The 17395-nt window shown below is 66.0% G+C and carries 17 protein-coding genes; 14 read left to right on the top strand and 3 right to left on the bottom strand.

All coding sequences use genetic code 11. The features are described from left to right. Window positions 1-140 precede the first annotated feature (140 nt). A complete protein-coding gene (locus ASD94_RS06745) occupies window positions 141-1367 on the top strand; it encodes a DUF1501 domain-containing protein (protein ID WP_056640354.1) in 1227 nt (408 codons plus the stop codon). Window positions 1368-1465: 98 nt separating this feature from the next. On the opposite strand, the gene ASD94_RS06750 is transcribed toward ASD94_RS06745, so the two are convergent. Continuing rightward, the gene (locus ASD94_RS06750) at window positions 1466-2383 is read right to left on the bottom strand and encodes a DHH family phosphoesterase (protein ID WP_056640357.1); all 918 of its coding nucleotides are present in this window, start codon (window positions 2381-2383) and stop codon (window positions 1466-1468) included. Window positions 2384-2521: 138 nt separating this feature from the next. Here ASD94_RS06750 and ASD94_RS06755 point away from each other — a divergent pair, with 138 nt between their 5' ends. Further along, the gene (locus ASD94_RS06755; RefSeq protein WP_056640359.1) at window positions 2522-2986 is read left to right on the top strand and encodes a TerB family tellurite resistance protein; all 465 of its coding nucleotides are present in this window, start codon (window positions 2522-2524) and stop codon (window positions 2984-2986) included. Between the two features lie 112 nt (window positions 2987-3098). On the opposite strand, the gene ASD94_RS06760 is transcribed toward ASD94_RS06755, so the two are convergent. Beyond that, the gene (locus ASD94_RS06760; RefSeq protein WP_056640362.1) at window positions 3099-3434 is read right to left on the bottom strand and encodes an ankyrin repeat domain-containing protein; all 336 of its coding nucleotides are present in this window, start codon (window positions 3432-3434) and stop codon (window positions 3099-3101) included. Window positions 3435-3540: 106 nt separating this feature from the next. Here ASD94_RS06760 and ASD94_RS06765 point away from each other — a divergent pair, with 106 nt between their 5' ends. From ASD94_RS06765 to ASD94_RS06800, 8 genes are all read left to right on the top strand, one after another. Then, complete coding sequence (locus ASD94_RS06765) at window positions 3541-4332, top strand: pseudouridine synthase (protein WP_156391364.1); 792 nt, start codon at window positions 3541-3543, stop codon at window positions 4330-4332. A 71-nt stretch (window positions 4333-4403) separates the two neighbouring features. Beyond that, window positions 4404-5354 carry a nitronate monooxygenase family protein gene (locus ASD94_RS06770; protein WP_056640367.1) on the top strand — a complete coding sequence of 317 codons (951 nt, stop codon included), beginning with the start codon at window positions 4404-4406 and terminating at the stop codon, window positions 5352-5354. A gap of 140 nt (window positions 5355-5494) precedes the next feature. Continuing rightward, window positions 5495-6673, top strand: a complete 1179-nt coding sequence (locus tag ASD94_RS06775) for a two-component system response regulator (protein ID WP_056640370.1) — start codon at window positions 5495-5497, stop codon at window positions 6671-6673. Window positions 6674-6778: 105 nt separating this feature from the next. Beyond that, complete coding sequence (locus tag ASD94_RS06780; protein ID WP_082576791.1) at window positions 6779-7414, top strand: histidine phosphatase family protein; 636 nt, start codon at window positions 6779-6781, stop codon at window positions 7412-7414. Window positions 7415-7439: 25 nt separating this feature from the next. Further along, window positions 7440-11114, top strand: coding sequence for a response regulator (locus ASD94_RS06785; RefSeq protein WP_056640378.1), 3675 nt, complete (start codon window positions 7440-7442; stop codon window positions 11112-11114). A gap of 218 nt (window positions 11115-11332) precedes the next feature. Next, the gene (locus ASD94_RS06790; RefSeq protein WP_056640380.1) at window positions 11333-12241 is read left to right on the top strand and encodes a DMT family transporter; all 909 of its coding nucleotides are present in this window, start codon (window positions 11333-11335) and stop codon (window positions 12239-12241) included. A gap of 138 nt (window positions 12242-12379) precedes the next feature. Next, window positions 12380-12607 carry a hypothetical protein gene (locus ASD94_RS06795; protein ID WP_056640383.1) on the top strand — a complete coding sequence of 76 codons (228 nt, stop codon included), beginning with the start codon at window positions 12380-12382 and terminating at the stop codon, window positions 12605-12607. Window positions 12608-12684: 77 nt separating this feature from the next. Then, window positions 12685-13224 carry a DUF924 family protein gene (locus tag ASD94_RS06800; protein ID WP_056640386.1) on the top strand — a complete coding sequence of 180 codons (540 nt, stop codon included), beginning with the start codon at window positions 12685-12687 and terminating at the stop codon, window positions 13222-13224. Between the two features lie 80 nt (window positions 13225-13304). Here the strand turns inward: ASD94_RS06800 and ASD94_RS06805 are convergent, their stop codons facing one another. Beyond that, window positions 13305-14240 (bottom strand): succinylglutamate desuccinylase/aspartoacylase family protein, encoded by a 936-nt coding sequence (locus ASD94_RS06805; RefSeq protein ID WP_056640390.1) that lies wholly within the window; start codon window positions 14238-14240, stop codon window positions 13305-13307. A gap of 105 nt (window positions 14241-14345) precedes the next feature. On the opposite strand from ASD94_RS06805, the gene ASD94_RS06810 reads away from it, so the two are divergent. The 4 genes from ASD94_RS06810 (at window position 14346) to ASD94_RS23480 (ending at window position 17219) form a co-directional block, all read left to right on the top strand. Beyond that, window positions 14346-16079 (top strand): polymer-forming cytoskeletal protein, encoded by a 1734-nt coding sequence (locus tag ASD94_RS06810; RefSeq protein WP_200954203.1) that lies wholly within the window; start codon window positions 14346-14348, stop codon window positions 16077-16079. An 81-nt stretch (window positions 16080-16160) separates the two neighbouring features. Further along, window positions 16161-16571 (top strand): DUF6678 family protein, encoded by a 411-nt coding sequence (locus tag ASD94_RS23990; protein WP_156391365.1) that lies wholly within the window; start codon window positions 16161-16163, stop codon window positions 16569-16571. Window positions 16572-16626: 55 nt separating this feature from the next. Continuing rightward, window positions 16627-16884, top strand: coding sequence for a CPCC family cysteine-rich protein (locus tag ASD94_RS24260; RefSeq protein WP_082576789.1), 258 nt, complete (start codon window positions 16627-16629; stop codon window positions 16882-16884). Between the two features lie 35 nt (window positions 16885-16919). After that, on the top strand, window positions 16920-17219 hold the full coding sequence (locus tag ASD94_RS23480; RefSeq protein WP_156391366.1) for a hypothetical protein: 300 nt from the start codon (window positions 16920-16922) through the stop codon (window positions 17217-17219). The last annotated feature ends 176 nt before the right edge of the window (window positions 17220-17395 follow it).

A 17395-nucleotide genomic window follows, 5' to 3' on the forward strand; every position in this document is an offset into this window, starting at 1 on the left:
GCTTCGCCCTTCGGGAAGGGGGGCGCAGCCCGTGCGGCGGGCGGCCCTTGCACGGCTGCCACGGCTTTGACCGCGCACGCGCCTGCGCAGCAGCCGATGATGCGTTCGGGCGCCATTGAATAGGTTGAAAGGACAGCCCCATGCTTTGTAGACGACACCTTCTCCAGGCCCTGGGCGCCAGCGCGCTCGGCGTGGGCCTGGGCGTGCACAGCGCTAGCGTGCTCGCCGCCCCCCGCGCGCAGGACGCGCGCTTTCTGCTGGTGTTCTTGCGCGGTGGCTACGACTGCGCCAGCCTGCTGGTGCCTACGGCCAGCAGCTACTACTACGAGACGCGGCCCAACATCGCCATCGCCCGGCCGGGGCAGGAGGGCGGCGCCCTGTCGCTCACGCCCGACTGGGGCCTGCACCCGGCACTGGCTGAATCGATGCTGCCGCTGTACCAGCAGCGCCAGCTCGCGTTTGTGCCGTTTGCGGGCACGGACGACCTCTCACGCAGCCACTTCGACACGCAGGACAGCATCGAGCTGGGCCAGCCCCTGGGCGGGCGGCGCGACTACCGATCGGGCTTTCTGAACCGGCTGGTGGCCGAGCTGAACCCGCGCGCCGACAGCACTGCGGCGGCGCTGCAGCCCATGGCATTCACCAGCACCCTGCCCCTGGTGCTGCGGGGGGCGGTGGATGTGCCCAACACCGCGCTGAGCGCAGGCGCCGGGCGGGGCGGCGTGGATGCGCGGCAGGCCGAACTCATCGCCTCCATGTACCGGGGCACGGCGTTGGCCACGCCGGTGAACGAAGGCTTTGCCACCCGCGACGAAGTGGCCCGCACCATGCAGGGCGAGATGGAGGCCGCCAGCCGCAATGCGCTGAGCACCAAGGGATTCGAGGGCACGGCCCGGCGCATGGCGCGGCTGATGCAGTCGCGCTACCAGATCGGCTTTGTGGACGTGGGCGGCTGGGACACCCATGTGGGCCAAGGGGCTGCCACCGGCGCGCTGGCCAATCGCCTGGAGGAACTGGGCCGGGGCCTGGCAGGCTTTGCCGACGAGATGGGCCCCGCGTGGAAGTCCACCGTGGTGGTGGTCATCAGCGAGTTTGGCCGCACCTTCCGCGAGAACGGCAACCGGGGCACAGACCACGGCCACGGCACGGTGTTCTGGGTGCTGGGTGGCGGGGTGAATGGCGGCCGCATTGCGGGCGAGCAGCAGGCGCTGACCGCCACCACGCTGTTCCAGAATCGCGACTACCCCGTGCTCAACGACTACCGCAGTGTGTTGGGCGGGTTGTTCGCGCGGATGTACGGGCTGAACGCCACGGCCGTGGCGCGGGTGTTTCCGGGGAGCAAGGGCGCGGACCTGCGGCTGGTCTAGCCGCGCTCGCGCTCCACGCCGTTCACTATATTTTTGATAGCTACTCAGGCATGCAGTTGTAGCGCTTCAGGTGACTTTCGCTCCAAATCACCCCAGCACTACGCGTTGAAGGTGCCTGTCAACAGTTCGGGCAGGCGCTCCACCTTCATCTTGAAGCCGCAGGCCTGCGCATGGCCACCGCCGCCCATGCTTTCGGCCAGCGCGATGCAGTCAAAGTTGCGCTGCGCGCGCAGCCCCACCTTCACGCCCTTCTCGCCCGCGCTCCACATCAGCGCAAAGGTGCCGGTCTTGGCCGAGAGCATGTCGCCCACCAGGCTGTGGAACATGCCGGGGGCATTGACCATGAGGCCCGTGATGCCGTTGAACACCAGTGGCTGCGCGCCTTCGGCAATGTCGGCGCAGAGCTTGCGGTACTTCTGGTCCATGGCCTCGCCGCGCACCATGAACTGCTGGAGCTGCTCGGGCGTGAAGTCGGCAATCTCGCGCCAGCGCGCAAAGCCTTGTTCTTCCATGTCCAGGGCCGACAGGAAGGCCGCGCTCTCGGCAAACTCCCACTTCCAGATGTCGCGGTCTTCCACGTACTTCAGCAATGCGGGGATGGGCGCGTGCGGGTGAAAGAACTCCCACGCCAGCCGCGCACCCGACTTGTTCATGTCAAAGTGCACCACACCGCAGCGGCAGGCAAAGCCGGTGAGCTTTTCGGCCGCGCTCTTGTGGTGGTCCAGCATGACCAGCTTGGCGGCGCGCTCGTCGATGGCGGCCATCACCTCGTTGGCAAACGAGAAGTCGAGGATGTACACCGCGCGGCCTTGCAGGGGCGGCAGGTCGTCCACGGTCTTGACATCGCCGTGGTCCAGCCCCACGTATTCAGCCTGGTCGCCGTAGTACAACCATGCGGCCAGCGCCGCGCCAAAGCCATCGGGGCAATTGCGCCCGTGGTAGAGGATCAGCGGCGCGGGGTCGTTCTTGTCGGGGGCAACCAGCAGTTGCAGGGGGAGTATGGTTTTCTTCGTCATGACCCCCGATTGTCGCCGGGGCATTGCAAGGCACCGAGCGCAATCTGCGCAGCCTGGACACTCACACCCCGTCAATGCAGCGGAACCAACGCGCCCCCCAGCGCATCCATCCTATTCACGCAGCCTCGTAAGCCCACGATGTTCCAAACCCTCAAAGACCTTTTGGAAAGCATTGCTCCCCTGCACCCCACGCCCTCGCCCGCCGAGCGTGCACGGGCACTGCAACTGGCAGCCGCCGTGTTGCTGGTGGAGGTGGTGCGCACCAAGGCGACCCTGAGCGACGCGGAGCGCAACGTGATGGAAAGCGCACTGCGCCAGCAGTTTGCGCTGACGGACGAGGAACTACAGGCACTGCTGGACCAAGCCACCACCACCTCCAGAACGGCCTACGACTACCAGCACTTCACCAGCCAATTGAACGAGCACTTCACCCAGGCCGAGAAGATCCGGCTGGTTGAAGCCATGTGGCAGGTGGCCTACGCGGACACACACCCGGACGAAAACGAGATGCACACCATCAGCAAGGTGGCGGGTCTGCTGCACGTGACGCACGGCGAGTACATCGGCGCCAAGATGCGCGCGAAGGAAACAAGCCCCCACTGAGTCGCTTCGCGGTTTCCCTCCAAGGGACTACGCCGTTGGTGCGGCGGGGGCCTTACACGGCGGCCGCTGGCCTGCGCCGCGCGGGCTCTACGGGTTCGCCTTTGCTCGGCATCTACACCGGCAACCAGCGCCACCAGAACGGCTTGCGCTCTTCCTTGGCCCCTTGGGCCTGCAGCAAGGCGACGAACTCGGTGCGCCGATAACGGCGCGCAGCCTCCAGCGGGGTCATGTCGTCGAAGTCGGACCGCAGCATCGGGTCCGCCCCATGGGCCAGCAGGTATTGCGCAATGGCGTCGTGGCCGTGGATGAGGCTGGCCACGAGCGGTGTGCAAAGAATCTCTGGATGCTGGTAGTTGGGGTTCACGCCCGCGCTGATGTGGTGGCGCACCAGCGCCAGGTCGCCCGCCACGGCGGCGGCGTACATGTCTTTCCAGTCTCCAGCGGACATACCTGGGCATCCTTTGCAAGGGTTGAACGGGGCCAGTGTAGGCAGCGGCGCGTGCGGCACAATCCGCGCCTTCCCCTAGCCCGCGATGGCGCATACACATTCCTCCATGCCCCCTCCCCTGCACATCCTCTGGCGCGACGAGCACCTGGTGGCCGTCTACAAGCCTGCGGGCTGGCTGGTGCACCGCACGGGGCTGGACGCGGGCGAGACGCGCTTTGTGATGCAGACCCTGCGCGACCAGCTGGGCCAGCATGTGTTCCCGGTGCACCGGCTGGACAAGGGCACCTGCGGCGTGCTGGTGATGGCGTTGCACAGCGATGCAGCGCGGGCACTGTCGCAAGCCTTTGAGCAGGGCGCCACGCACAAGCGCTACCTGGCGATGGTGCGCGGCTGGGCACCCCAGGCCATCGAGGTGGACCATGCCTTGAAGCCCGACGATGCTCCGGCCGATGCGGCCGTGCAGGACGCCCACACACGCTTTCGGCGGCTGGCGCAGCTCACGCTGCCCGAGACCAGCGATGCGCGTTTTGCCACCACCCGCGCCTCACTGGTCGAGGCCCTACCGACCACCGGGCGGCGCCACCAGATCCGCCGCCATCTCAAGCACCTGGCCCACCCCATCATCGGCGATGCCACGCACGGCAAGGGCCCGCTCAACCGCTGGTGGGCCGAGCGGCTGGGCCAGCAGCGGCTGTGGCTGCATGCCTGGCAGCTCACGGTGCCCCACCCGATGTCGGGAGTTGCGACGACGTTCGACAGCGGGCTGCGCTGGCCTGAGCCTGCGGACTGGGGCGGCGGGCACCTCCCAGCCGAAGATTCCGCTGCGCCGCCCTGCGCCGACTGGCTGCGCCTGTTGGCGCGGCTGCCCTGGCAAGAGACACCTGCCTCGGCCCCGTAACGCGGGCGACACGGTGACGGCATACCCGTCGAAATAATGGGCGCTCCAAAAAATAGCAGGAGACACCGCCCATGACCGCACCCGCCACCAACCGCGTCCTTGCCCACACCGGTGCGCGCTACCCCATCATCCAGGCGCCCATGGGCTGGATTGCGCGCACGCAGCTGGCCTCGGCGGTGTCGCGCGCGGGTGGGCTGGGCATCATCGAGACCTCGTCGGGCGAGACGGCCAACTGCCAGGCCGAGATCACCAAGATGAGCGCACTGGGCCTGCCGTTTGGCGTGAATCTGCCCATCCGCTTTTTGAAGGACGACGCCATGCTGCGCTTTGTGTGCGCGTCGGGCGTAAAGTTTGTGACCACCTCGGCAGGCAGCCCGGCCAAGTTCATTGCGCCGCTCAAGGACGCGGGCATCACCGTGTACCACGCGGTACCCACAGTGGACGCTGCGCTCAAATGCGTGGACGCAGGCATTGACGGCCTGGTGGTCGAAGGGGGCGAAGGCGGCGGGTTCAAAAACCCCGAAGAGGTCTCCACCCTGGTACTGCTGCAGGCCATCCGGGCGCGGGTGGACGTGCCATTAGTGGCAGCCGGGGGCATCTGCGACGGGCGTGGCATGGCCGCAGCCTTTGCGCTGGGGGCCGAGGCCGTGCAGATGGGCACGCGGTTTGTCAGCTGCGCCGAGAGCCCCGTGCACGCCAACTACAAAAACGCCATCGTCGATGCGGGCGTGACCGGCACCTGGATGCTCAACACCAAGGCCAGCCCCTGCATCCGTGCGCTCAAGTCGCAGCGCACGCAGGCCATCCACGAGGCCGGTCTGATGCCCGCCGACAGCTTTGCGGGCATCCAGCGCGTGTACTTTGACGGCGACATGGAGGCAGCCCCGGCGCTGGCGGGGCAGACCGTGGGATTGATTGACTCCGTCAAGACCACGCAGCAAATCATCGACGACATGGTGGCGGAGTTCTTTGCGATCAGCCAGCGCATGGGCGCGATGGGTATTGCACGGTCGTTCGGCTGAGGCACCGGGAAGAGGTCCTGCAAGCCCCCTGCGGATGCCCCCGCCGCCACGCGAACAAACGCGTGGCAACACCCAGAACACCGGTAACATGTGGTTACCCGCAGCACCCCCTGCCGAGGACGCCCGAAAGCACCACGACCATGTTTTTGCCCGCCGACGATAAAGCCCTGCTCAAAACGGTGCTGGTTGTGGATGACACCCGCGAAAACCTGACCGTCATTGGCCAACTGCTGCGCCCGTACTACCACGTGCGGGTGGCCAACTCAGGGCAGCGGGCCTTGCAGGTCGCCCAGTCCCAGCCGGTGCCCGACATCATCCTGCTCGATGTGATGATGCCCGAGATGGACGGCTACGAGGTGCTGGCAGCCCTGCGTATGGCGCCTGAAACCCGCGAGATCCCGGTGATCTTTGTGACCGCCCTCGACGCCATTGCCGACGAGGAGCGCGGCCTGCAGGCGGGCGCGGTGGATTATGTGGCCAAGCCCATCAAGCCCGCCGTGCTGCTGGCGCGGGTGCGTACCCACCTGGAGCTGAAGGCCGCGCGCGACTGGCTGGCAGACCAGAACAGCTACCTGGACGCCGAAGTGCAACGGCGCATGACCGAGAACGAGCTGATCAAGGACTTCAGCCTGCACGCCATGGCCACGCTGGCCGAAAAGCGCGACAACGAAACCGGCAACCACCTGCACCGCACGCAGGCCTATATCGATGCGCTGATGCTGCACCTGCAAAGCCATCCGCGCTTTGAGCACCTGCTGGGCAGCGCCGGCCAGCGCCGGCAGATCGCCAAGGCCGCGCCGTTGCACGATATTGGCAAGGTGGGCATCCCCGACGCCATATTGCTCAAGCCGGGGCGCCTCACCCCCGAAGAGTTCGAGGTGATGAAGACCCACGCCCGCATTGGCGCCGACGCCATCGATGAGGCCATTCGCAGCGTGTTGCAGCTGGGCCACCACCAGCCGCTGTCGCCCGGGGCGGCACCCGGGAACTCTGCCCTCGAGTTCCTGGAGACGGCGCGCCAGATCGCGGCGGGCCACCACGAAAAGTGGGATGGCTCGGGCTACCCCGAAGGCCTGCAGGGCGACGCCATACCACTGCCCGCGCGGCTGATGGCCATCGCCGACGTGTTTGACGCCCTGATCTCGCGCCGACACTACAAGCGCGCCTTCACGCTCGACGATGCGGTGGACATCATCCGCCAAGGCCGTGGCCAGCATTTCGACCCCGATATCTGCGACGCGTTTCTCCAGCTGGTGCCGCAGTTTGCGGCCATCGCGGACCGGTTTGCGGACCATCCCGCCACGGTGCCAGAGGCCTGAGCCATGCTGGCGATGCGCACCCTGCGTTTGGCCCCCACTCCGCCCGGCAGGAGGGGCCCCCGCGCGGAAAAGGGGTGGACTCGGGTGCCGGCTGTGGTGGTGGCCATGGTTGCCGCAACGGGAACGATTGCATGGCCCGACGTTGGCATCGCGCAGGACCAGGACTTCCAGGAGATCCTGGCAAGCCCTGCCCTTTTGGCACAAATGCGCCAAGGCGGCTTTGTGCTGTACCTGCGCCACGGCACCTCGGACCCCAGCCGGGTGGACAGAGCGCCGCAGGTGGACCTGAACGACTGCAGCACCCAGCGCGTCCTCAGTGATGCAGGCCGGCAACAGGCACGCGATCTGGGGCTTGCCTTGCGGCGCGCCAGGATTCCCGTGGGGGAGGTCATCCACAGCCCGATGTGCCGCGCCCGCGAGAGCGCCCAGCTCACGTTTGCCACGCAACCGCAGTTGCTGCGTGCAGAGCCCCTGCTGGCCTACACCGCCAACCTGACCAGCGAGCAGAAAAAGCCTGTCGCTGCCGCCACGCGGGCCCTGGTGTCCACGCCCGTTCCCGAGGGCACCAACCGCGTCATCGTGGCGCACGCCCCCAACCTGGCCGATCTGATGGGCTACTTCGTCAAGCCCGAAGGAACCATGGTGGTGCTGCGCCCGCTGGGGCGCTCGCAATTTGAATACATGGGCAGCATTCCCCCATCGCACTGGAGCCTCCTGCTCCCGGCCACTCCCAAACGCTGATCCACCACTGCGGCCCCTTTCGCCCATGCTCCACCTGCTCAAGCGCCAACGGTTTTTTCTGCGATTTTTTCTGCCGGTGGTACTGGCCGTGCTGGTAGGCATGGGGTTTGACTATGCGGTGCAGCAACGCACCCAGGCCATCCAGCTGAAGGCATTGCAGAGCCAGGAGAAAGACATCGAGGTGGCCGCCAAGGCAGAAGCCATCAGCCGCAAGCTGCTGGAGATCAAGTTGCGGCTGGCGCAGACCCTGACGGCCTCCAAGGACCGGCGTGTGGATGAAGCCAAGGCCTACCAGCTTCACACGCTCATCGTGGACGAAATGGCCGCGCTTGAAAAGGACCTGACCACGCTGACCACAGCCCATGATTTCTCACACGTCCAGGCCCACTACCCAGCAGCCCTGAGCGCGTTCCAGGAGTTTCGCCAGTTCGCCTTGATGAGTTCGGACCAGATGTCCATCGACCAGTCGCTGGCGGGCGAACACCTGATCAGCGCCACGGCGTACTACGGCGCGTTTGCCCTGCGCATGGGCGACATCGCCCGGACCTTCATGGACCATGCGCTCCAGAACGCAGCGGCCATACGCAACCAACTGCAGGATTTCAATCGCCGCATGCGCATCTACAGCACGCTGGCGGCGCTGGTGTTTCTGGCGCTGTGGTTCGGGCTGTCGCTGTCCACCTCGCGGCAGCTGGACCGGCTCAACCTGATTCTGCAAAAGCTCTCGCGCGGTGAGAGCGGCCTCAGCGGCTACAAGACCTTCGCCCAGATCAAGGCCATGGCCGCGCGCAAGGGCACGCTCATTGGCGACATGGCAGATGCCGTGCTGGCGTTTCAAAAGACGCAGGACGAACGTCGCGTGGCGCTGGCAGAGCTGCACGACCGCGAGGAACTGCACGCCAACATCATCAGCCAGGCCCCCATCGGCATCGTGGTGCTGGACATGCAGACCCTGCAATTCGTCAGCTTCAACGACGCCACCAATGAATCGCTGGGCTACACGCGCGAAGAGTTTTCGCAGATGAACCTGTACGACCTGCAGCTGGACCCAGACACCGCCAAGGTCGATCAACGGCTCCAGCGCATCCAGGCCGAAGGCGGCCAGGACTTTGAGACCCAGCGGCGCGACAAGAGCGGCAACGTCCGCGATTTCTGGGTGTCCATGCGCCCCCTGCACATGCATGACCGCGAATGCATGACCGGCATCTGGGTGGACATCACCAACCGCAAGCAGTCCGAGCGCGAACTGGCCCGCTACCGCGACGAGCTGGAGCAACTGGTGGCCGAGCGCACGCTCGACCTCGAAAAGACCAGCCAGGCCCTCGCCCAGCAGACGCTGGAGCTGCAGCACACCAATGCGCAGCTGCGCAGCGCGAAGGCCATGGCCGATGAGGCCAACCAGGCCAAGAGCGCCTTCCTGGCCAACATGAGCCATGAGATCCGCACGCCCATGAACGCGATCATCGGCCTGACCCACCTGATCCGCCGTGACACCACCAACCCGCACCAGCGCCAGCAGCTGGACAAGGTGTCGGGTGCCGCCATGCACCTGCTGGCCGTGATCAACGACATCCTCGACTTTTCCAAAATCGAAGCGGGCAAGATGGCGCTGGACCCCACCGACTTCGAGCTGGAGAAGGTGGTGAGCAACGTGTTCACCATCACCGGCGACAAGGCCGAGGCCAAGGGCCTGGAGGTGATGGCCGAGCTGGCGGGGGTTCCGCCCCTGCTGCACGGGGACGGGGTGCGCCTGGGGCAGATCCTGACCAACTTCATGGGCAATGCCGTCAAGTTCACCGAACGCGGCAGCGTGTCGTTGCACGCTTTCGTCACCCACCGCGAAGACAACGAGGTGCGCCTGCGTTTTGAGGTGCGCGACACGGGCATCGGCCTGAGCCCGGAGCAGCAGGGCAAGCTGTTCCTCGCGTTCCAGCAGGCCGATGTCTCCACCACCCGCACCCATGGCGGCACGGGCCTCGGGCTGGCCATATCGCGCCGTCTGGCCCACCTCATGGGCGGGCAGGTCGGGGTGCGCAGCGAACCCGGCAAGGGCAGCACCTTCTGGTTCGAAGCCCCCTTCGGCATCAGCACCCAGGCCGCAGCACCCCGCCACGTGCAGGCACTGCCCCCGAGCACCCGCGTGCTGGTGGTCGATGACATGGAGGAGGCCCGCGAGCTGCTGGCCGACCTGCTGACCCAGCTGGGGGCCCGGGCCGACGCGGTGTCGTCGGGCACGCTGGCGCTGCAGGCCGTGGCGCAGGCCGACGAGGTGGGCGACCCGTACGAGTTGGTGCTCACCGACTGGCTGATGCCTGACCTCAATGGCACGCAAACCTGGCACCAGATCTGTGCCCTGCCGCTGCGCCACCGCCCCGCCTGCATTTTGGTCAGCGGCAGCCTGAGCTGCCCGGCCGACGAGGTGGATGCCGGCCGCTTTGCCGCGTTTTTGCCCAAGCCGGTGCTGCCCACCGCGCTCGAAGAAGTGCTGGTGCGCGTCTGGAACCGCGCGCAGACACCTGCGGAGGGGACGCCCGCGCTGCCTGCGGATGCCTCTGTCCATTTCACCCCGGGGCTGCGTCTGTTGCTGGCAGAGGACAACGCGCTGAACCAGGAAGTGGCGTGCGAACTGTTGCAGCAACTGGGTTTTGCGGTGGACGTGGCAGGCGATGGCCTCATTGCCGTGGACCACGCCCGCCAGCAGCACTACGACCTGATCCTCATGGACATCCAGATGCCCCATCTGGACGGCCTGCAGGCCACCCGCCAGATCCGCGCGCTGCCCGGCCATGCACAGACACCCATCGTGGCCATGACGGCGAACGCCTTTGCCGAAGATCGCGCCGCCGCGCTGGCCGCCGGCATGAACGACCACCTGCCCAAGCCGGTGGACCCCGCCCAACTGGCGCGCGTGCTGGCGCACCTGCTGCCCCATGCGGTGGAAGCCGCAGGGACCGGCGCGTACCCGGTCGCTGTGCCCTCCACCCTCACGCCGGCCGACGAGGCGCGCATGCGAGTTCAGCTTCAGGCGGTGGCAGGCTTTCAGTTGCAGCAGGGGTTGCGCTCGTTGGGCAACCACTTTGCGGCCCTGGTGCGGCTACTGCAGCGCATCGTGGTCGAGCACCACCAGGACGCCCGGAAAGCGCTGCACGCGTGGCAAACCGGTGACCAGCAAGAGGCGCTGCGCACCGTGCACACGCTCAAAGGCCTGGCGGGCACGGCTGGCCTGATGGACCTGCAGATGGCCGCGCAGCAGGCCGAGGTCAGGTTGCAATCCGCCCCCCAGGAAGGCCAAGGCGCGGACACCGCACAGGCACTGCGTGATCTTGAGGGGCGGCTGCAACAGCTGGTGCAATCGCTGCGCTTTGTGGTGGATGCCAGCGCGGGTGCTGCAGGGGATGGCGGGGATGCAGGGGTTAAAGGGTCAGCCCCGGCCACTGACGCCGCACAGCTGCAAGAGGCTCTGCGCAAGCTCCGCCCTTTGCTGGCCAGCGACGACCTGGATGCCAGCGCTGCGTATGCCGATCTGCATCCGGCCATGGTGCAGCACTACCCGGACCGCGCCCAAGCCTTGGCACAGGCCATCGACGGATTCGATTTTGTGCAGGCCCTCGCGTTGCTGGATGCCACGCTGCCTCCGGCAAGCCATACCCCCGACACCACCCTCGCCCGCCCGCCCGAGCGCCCCCCTTCGGCCACCTGACGCAGCCCGTGGAACGGCGGGGCTGCGCTACACTTTTTGGCCTTGCCGCCCCGACCCTTCAGCCGCCTTGCCACCGCATGCGCCGCACACACAGGGCCAACTCTCTCCCATGCACTTGCCCTGCCCGCCCTTGCCACGCCTGCCCACCGCCAAGCTCTGCGCCCCCTGTGCCCTGCCGCGCCTGACTGCCTGCGCGGGTGCCATCCCCGGGTTGCGCCATGTCTGACGCGCCACGCACCGCCCCGGGGCCTGCGCTGCCCGCAGGCAACCTGCGCGGCATCATCGCCATGGTGGCGGCCGTGGGCTTCTTTTCGTTGATGGACGCACTGCTCAAGACGCTGACCGCACACTACCCGGCCATGCAGGTGGCGGCGCTGCGGGGCTGGGCCGCACTGCCGCTGGTGGCCCTGTATGCGCTGTGGCGTGGCGAGGTACCACGGCTGCTCAAGGTGCGCTGGCCGCTGCACCTGCTGCGCGGCGGGCTCAACGTGGCCATGCTGGCGCTGTTTGCGTTCGCCATCCGTGAGCTGGCGCTGGCCGAGGCCTACACACTGTTCTTCATTGCGCCGCTGCTCATCACTGCGCTGTCTACCGTGGTGCTGCGTGAAAAGGTGCGCCCCGCCCACTGGGTGGCCATCGCCCTGGGCATGGTGGGCGTGCTGGTGGCCCTGCGGCCCAACCAGGAGGCTTTTTTTACCCTGGGTGCGCTGGCGGTGTTGGCAGCAGCCACCTGCTACGCGGTGTCGGCCATCACGGGCCGCATGCTCACCCGCACCGACTCCAGTGCCAGCCTGGTGTTCTGGACCACCACCCTGCTGGCATTGGGCGCAGGCGCCCTCGCGTGGCCCCAGTGGGTGGGCGTGGCGCAAGCCCACTGGCCGCTGGTAGCAGGGCTCGCCGTCACCGGATTTGCGGGGCAGCTGGCCATCACCGAGGCGTTTCGCCACGGGCAGGCCTCGGTGGTGGCCCCGTTTGAGTACACGGCCCTGGCCTGGGGCATGGGGCTGGACTGGGTGCTGTGGCAGACAGTGCCCGGCTACAGCACGCTGCTGGGCGGCGCCATCATCATTGGCAGCGGCCTGTACCTGGTGCGCCAGGAGCGCACTCAGGCGGTGGTGCCGCCTTGATGCGGCGGTCACCTCCACCAGCCAGCAGGGCAAGATGGGTTCAATCCGCGCGCGGGCGTGCGGTGTGGTCTGACAAGCAGCCACGCGGGGACGGTCTGTAATGGGAGTCTGGAACGCAACCACGCCAAGGAGCCCCCCATGTCCTCACCCGCCCCTCAGCACGCCACCATACAGGGCCTTGTGACGTATCGCCCCGGTGACGGCGCACCGCTCACGATTCCCAAAGGCCCGGTCGAAGTCACGCAAGCCAAGGACAGCGCCACCCTCAGCTGGACGGCCGACAACGACGCGGCCGGCTCGGCCGCCCTGCCCAAGGACCAGTTCAACCAGTATGTGCGGGAAGGCAAGATCCAGCTGCACGGCTGATTTTCACTATTATTTTGATAGCTATTAGCGCTTTATGATCAAGCGCTTCCGCCCCATTTCATTCAATATTCCCGTCCATGCAACTCGAAGACGTTCTTCATTTCTGGTTTGAGCAGCTCACCCCCCAGCAACACTTTGCGCGGGACGATGCAGTGGATGCGCAAATCCGCGAACGTTTCGCGCCCGCATGGCAGGCGGCGCAGCGGTGCGAACTTTCGGCATGGCGCGCGTCCCCCGCCGGGCGGCTGGCCGAGATCATTGTGCTGGACCAGTTCTCGCGCAATCTGCACCGCGGCTCGCCATTGGCGTTTGCGCAGGACGCGTTGGCCCTGGCGCTGGCGCAGGAGCTGGTGGCCGGGCAAAACGACCGCGCATTGCCACCTGTCCAGCGCGCATTTGCCTACATGCCTTACATGCACAGCGAATCGCCCGTGATCCACGAACAGGCCATGGTGCTGTTTGACCAGCCGGGGCTGGAGAGCAACCTGAAGTTCGAGGTGCTGCACCGCGACATCATTGCCCGGTTCGGCCGCTACCCGCACCGCAACGCGGTGCTCGGCCGCACCTCGACGCCCGAAGAAGTGGCGTTTTTGGAGCAGCCCGGCTCGTCGTTCTAGGGCCGGCCACCAGGCCGCCCCCTCTTCAGCATCTCAGAACATGTTGGCGATCTCGCAGGGGATCGATCGCCAACACGTTCTCAGATAGGCCGCGTGAGGTACACCGCCTCGCGGCCCACGATGGGCTCGCGGGTGGGCATGAGGATGGTGCAGTCATCGCACAGCGCACGGATCTCGTGCGGGCCATCGGTGGCGATGAGGTCACCCTTGGCAAACACTTCAAACCCTTGTACCGGCCGCGTGAAACGGAAGTCCGCCGTGCGCACCATGCAGGTCTCCAGCAGCTCGTAGCGGCGTTGCTCTGCCGGTGCGGGCCGGTCGGACACCGGCACGATCAGGCCAAAATGCGCCAGAAAGTCCAGCGCCACCATCGTGGCCATATCGGCCGCTGACTGGCGGAAATGCTGCCCACACTCCACCACCAGCGCCACGCCATCACCCTCTGTCTGCCCGTGGCGGCCATGCTGGATGAGCGGCGTGCCCGACCCCAGGCCGCTGGGCATCACCAAGTGCACCGGCGGGCGGCCGATGGCCAGCGCCACTTCGGCATTGCGCGGATAGGAGGGATACACCCAGAACGGCTGCACGTCCTGGCTGGTGGAGTGGATGTCCAGGATGTGATCGGCCGCAGCCACCACCGGTCGCAGGACGCGGGCACGCTGCAGTTCGGGGCTGTCGGCGGTGCCGTCCAGCTCAGCCGCCGACCAGATGCGGTTGAGGTTGTGCACCAGCTGGCGGCTCTCGAACGGGCGGCTCTGGTCGAACGACTCGTACGCGGCCACATTGGCAAAGCTGATGGTCAGCGTGCCGATGAGGGGACGTACGCCCGTGTCCAGCAGGTGCGTGGCGGCCACCATGCCGCAGATCTCGTTGCCATGCGTGAGGGCATTGATGAGCACGTGCGGCCCGGGCTTGCCCGACTCGAAGCGGTGCACATAGTCGATGCCCACATTGCCCTGGCGGTAGGCCGAGAGGTCGCGGGGGAGGACTTCAAAAACGGGAGGGTTCTGCGTCATGGCGGTGAATTAATAAGATGACACATCATTGTCCGCGCAAAGCCGGATCGTTGCTGAGCGCGGTGTACGATGCCCGCCGGTCCAGTCCCTTCTGCGCCCCGCTCCATGCCCACTGCCCGACTTTGCCCGCTGGCCGATGTGGCCCACCGCCTCCCTCCTGCCGGCTGGATGGCCGAGCGCCTGGCGCAAGACCCTGCGGCGCTGGCCAATGAAACCGCGCTGTGGGTCACGGGCGATGTGCAATGGCCCGCACTGCACCTCGACGCGCCCCTGGCCCCGGGCAGCCCATTGCGCTCATGGTTGCAAGACCTTGCGGATGGCTTTGGCGCCGACTCCCTGCCCAGTGCGCCCTTTCTGATCCTGGTGGACGGAGACCTGCGCATCGACGGCGCCTTGACCAGTGCCGATACCGACGGCACCACGCACCTCGTCGTCGCCGGCAACGCCCACCTGCGCAACGCTGTGGTGGGCGGGCAGCTGGTGTGCGTACAGGGCACGCTGCGCGTGGACGAACTGCTGTGGGGCCACCACAACCACGGCGAGCTGCGGGTACAGGGCGGATTGCAGGCGCATGTGGCGCTGTTCACCGACGAATACCACCTGCACATCAAAGGGCCCGAGCAGGTGGAGCTCTTGCTGGACGAGGTGCGCAACGTGCCGCACCTTGCCGAGTTCTCCTCCGAGATCGTGGGCGCCGTATTCCCACCCGAGTTCTACGACGGCGTGGATGCGGGCGAAGGCGGCCTGGCCGCCATGCTCAATCGCAACCAGGTGCTGGCCGCCGTGCGTGCGGGCCATAGCGCGGTGCGCACCAGCGCAGGCATCGACGCCGACCAGCCCATGGCCCACGACCTGTGCGCCGACAACGCCATCAGCATCGAGAACATTCGGGCCGTGGTGCACACGCCGGTGATCGCGCACAAGGAGCACAAGGCCTCCGGCTGGTTCCAGCAGACCGATTTTTCACTCTGCCAGCGGCATGTGGACGAAGAAGGCGACGCGCGCGACGACAACGTGTTCATCACCGTGTGGAAGGCCTGGGACTTTTACCTGTCGGTGGAGCAGGTGCCTGCGCCCCGCAACTGGCTGGAGCGGCTGGCGACCAAGGTGTGGCGCAGCGCGGTGCCCACCGCAGCGCAGCGCACGCTGCTGTACCGTCGCTACACACAAGGGGAACCCGGCCCCTGGCAAGTGCTGGCGCCCCCGCCAGACGCCGGCAGCGCCCCCGAAGCCTGGAAGGCCTGCGAACACGCCTGGCGCGGCGTGCTGGACTACGTGCGCAAGGCCGTGGGCCAGCACCGCGCCCGCTACCCGCTCTACCAGCGCCTGCAGGCCACATTGACGGCAGAGCACATCGAGGCTTTCACCAGCCTGCCGGTGTTCGCCGAGCAGTACAACGACTGGTGGGACAGTGACCGCAACGGCTACTGGGAGGACGAGGTGTGGGTGGGAGCCCGCCAGCCCTGCATGCACAACGGCGTGCCGTGGGGCCGCGTACTCAAATACAGCTGGCGCAACGGCGACGATGCACCGGGCGATGACGAAGACAACGCCCACAGCGCCTACCAGATCGACGTGGACGAGGCCCGCGAAGGCCCCGCTGTGGTCGAGTTCAGCTACACCCAGCGCCAAAGCGACATCCGCGCCCCCCTGCCCCGCTGCGCCGCCGACCACGTGGCCCGCCTGCTGCGCTTTCACGGCCTAGTCCAGGCCCGTATCCGCGCACAGCACGACAAGGCGCAGGCCGAGGTCCGCGGCTCCGAAGCCGCCGCTCAACGGCCAGCCACGCCACCGCCGGCGGCTGGTCTGCCCGATGCAGGAGGGGTTGAAGGGCGTTGAGTTAACCACCACCTTGCGTGGCGCGACTATGCTCCGGGGCCTGACTTCTGTATTCGGCCACAACCGGACATTGGATACACCATGACCATTGAGCACAAATTTGGATGGGGTCCAAAGACAATGCCTCGACCGAGCGAGTCTGAAATGAATCGTTTGGCTGGGATGGTTAGCCGTGGCGAGTTACACCCCGTTCTTAATCACACGAAGTGGGCGGAACTTCGAGCCGAGATGCTCACGGCGCCTGCCGAGCAGCATCCCCAATTTAGAGCTCGCAGCGTGTTTGCACCACCTGATTTCTGCACCGATTGGGATGGGGAGTTTTATTACCACGTCCACCCGGTCGCAGACCTGGAGTGGATGGAGCTGCAAGCCACCTCTACGGATTGGCTTCTTGGAATTCTCCGGCGTCATAGCATCCCCTACTCGACAGAAGATGGCGTCGTGCGGGTGTGGGGTTACACCCGCCCCGGACCGCAGCCAGTGTGGCAGTGAGCGGCCATGAGCGGACCTTGCCTGAATCGTAGGATGTTACGTAACAATCTACCTTATGCCCTACGACCAAACGCGCTTCTCTTGCCCTTGCTGCCAGCACCTCACTCTTGAAGCGCGAGGGGGCTTTGAAATCTGTCCAGTGTGCTTTTGGGAAGATGACGGACAGGGCGATGATGATGCGACGGTGGTTCGCGGTGGCCCGAATGGCAAGGTCAGCTTGAAGCAAGCACGGGAGAACTTCAAGGCATACGGCGCCAGTGAAGCTCGCTTTTTGCACAGTGTGCGACCGCCTCTCTTGTCCAAAATTTCCTGACTACTTGCGGCCAGAAGCAGCCTTGGATGACAAGAATGAAACCACAACTCCGGATCAGGGTCAGCACCGTGCTGCTATGCGCGGGTTTGCTTCTCCTGCCTTGGTCATCAACGCTGCTCGCAACCCCCAAACTCCCTCCATCTTTGGATGGCATCCAGCATTTTCTGAATGGCATGATTCTCGATGTTGGGCCCCTGTTGTTTTTTGTGGCTTTTTTCATCGCCTTAGGCCTTCTCGTCGCTGCAATCTGGCGGCGGCAATGGGCATGCGCAAGTCAGTCAATGGCAGAGATGTCAGCTTGTGTTCTGGCTTTCAGCGCAGTACCAGCGTACTAATTCTGCGCCTCATTGATCGCTGGCATTGCTGTTTTGAACGCATCAAATTTCCGCTTTGGGCCCTGAGCCGACGGTGACCATCGTCTCCCAAGAGCCGTCACTGATTTGAAATCGCTTGATTGATGCCGAAAATCGGCCCTTGGCTCTACCGGGCCATGCCAATGACGACGCTATAG

Source organism: Acidovorax sp. Root70 (genome assembly GCF_001428225.1).
Taxonomy (GTDB): Bacteria; Pseudomonadota; Gammaproteobacteria; order Burkholderiales; family Burkholderiaceae_C; genus Acidovorax.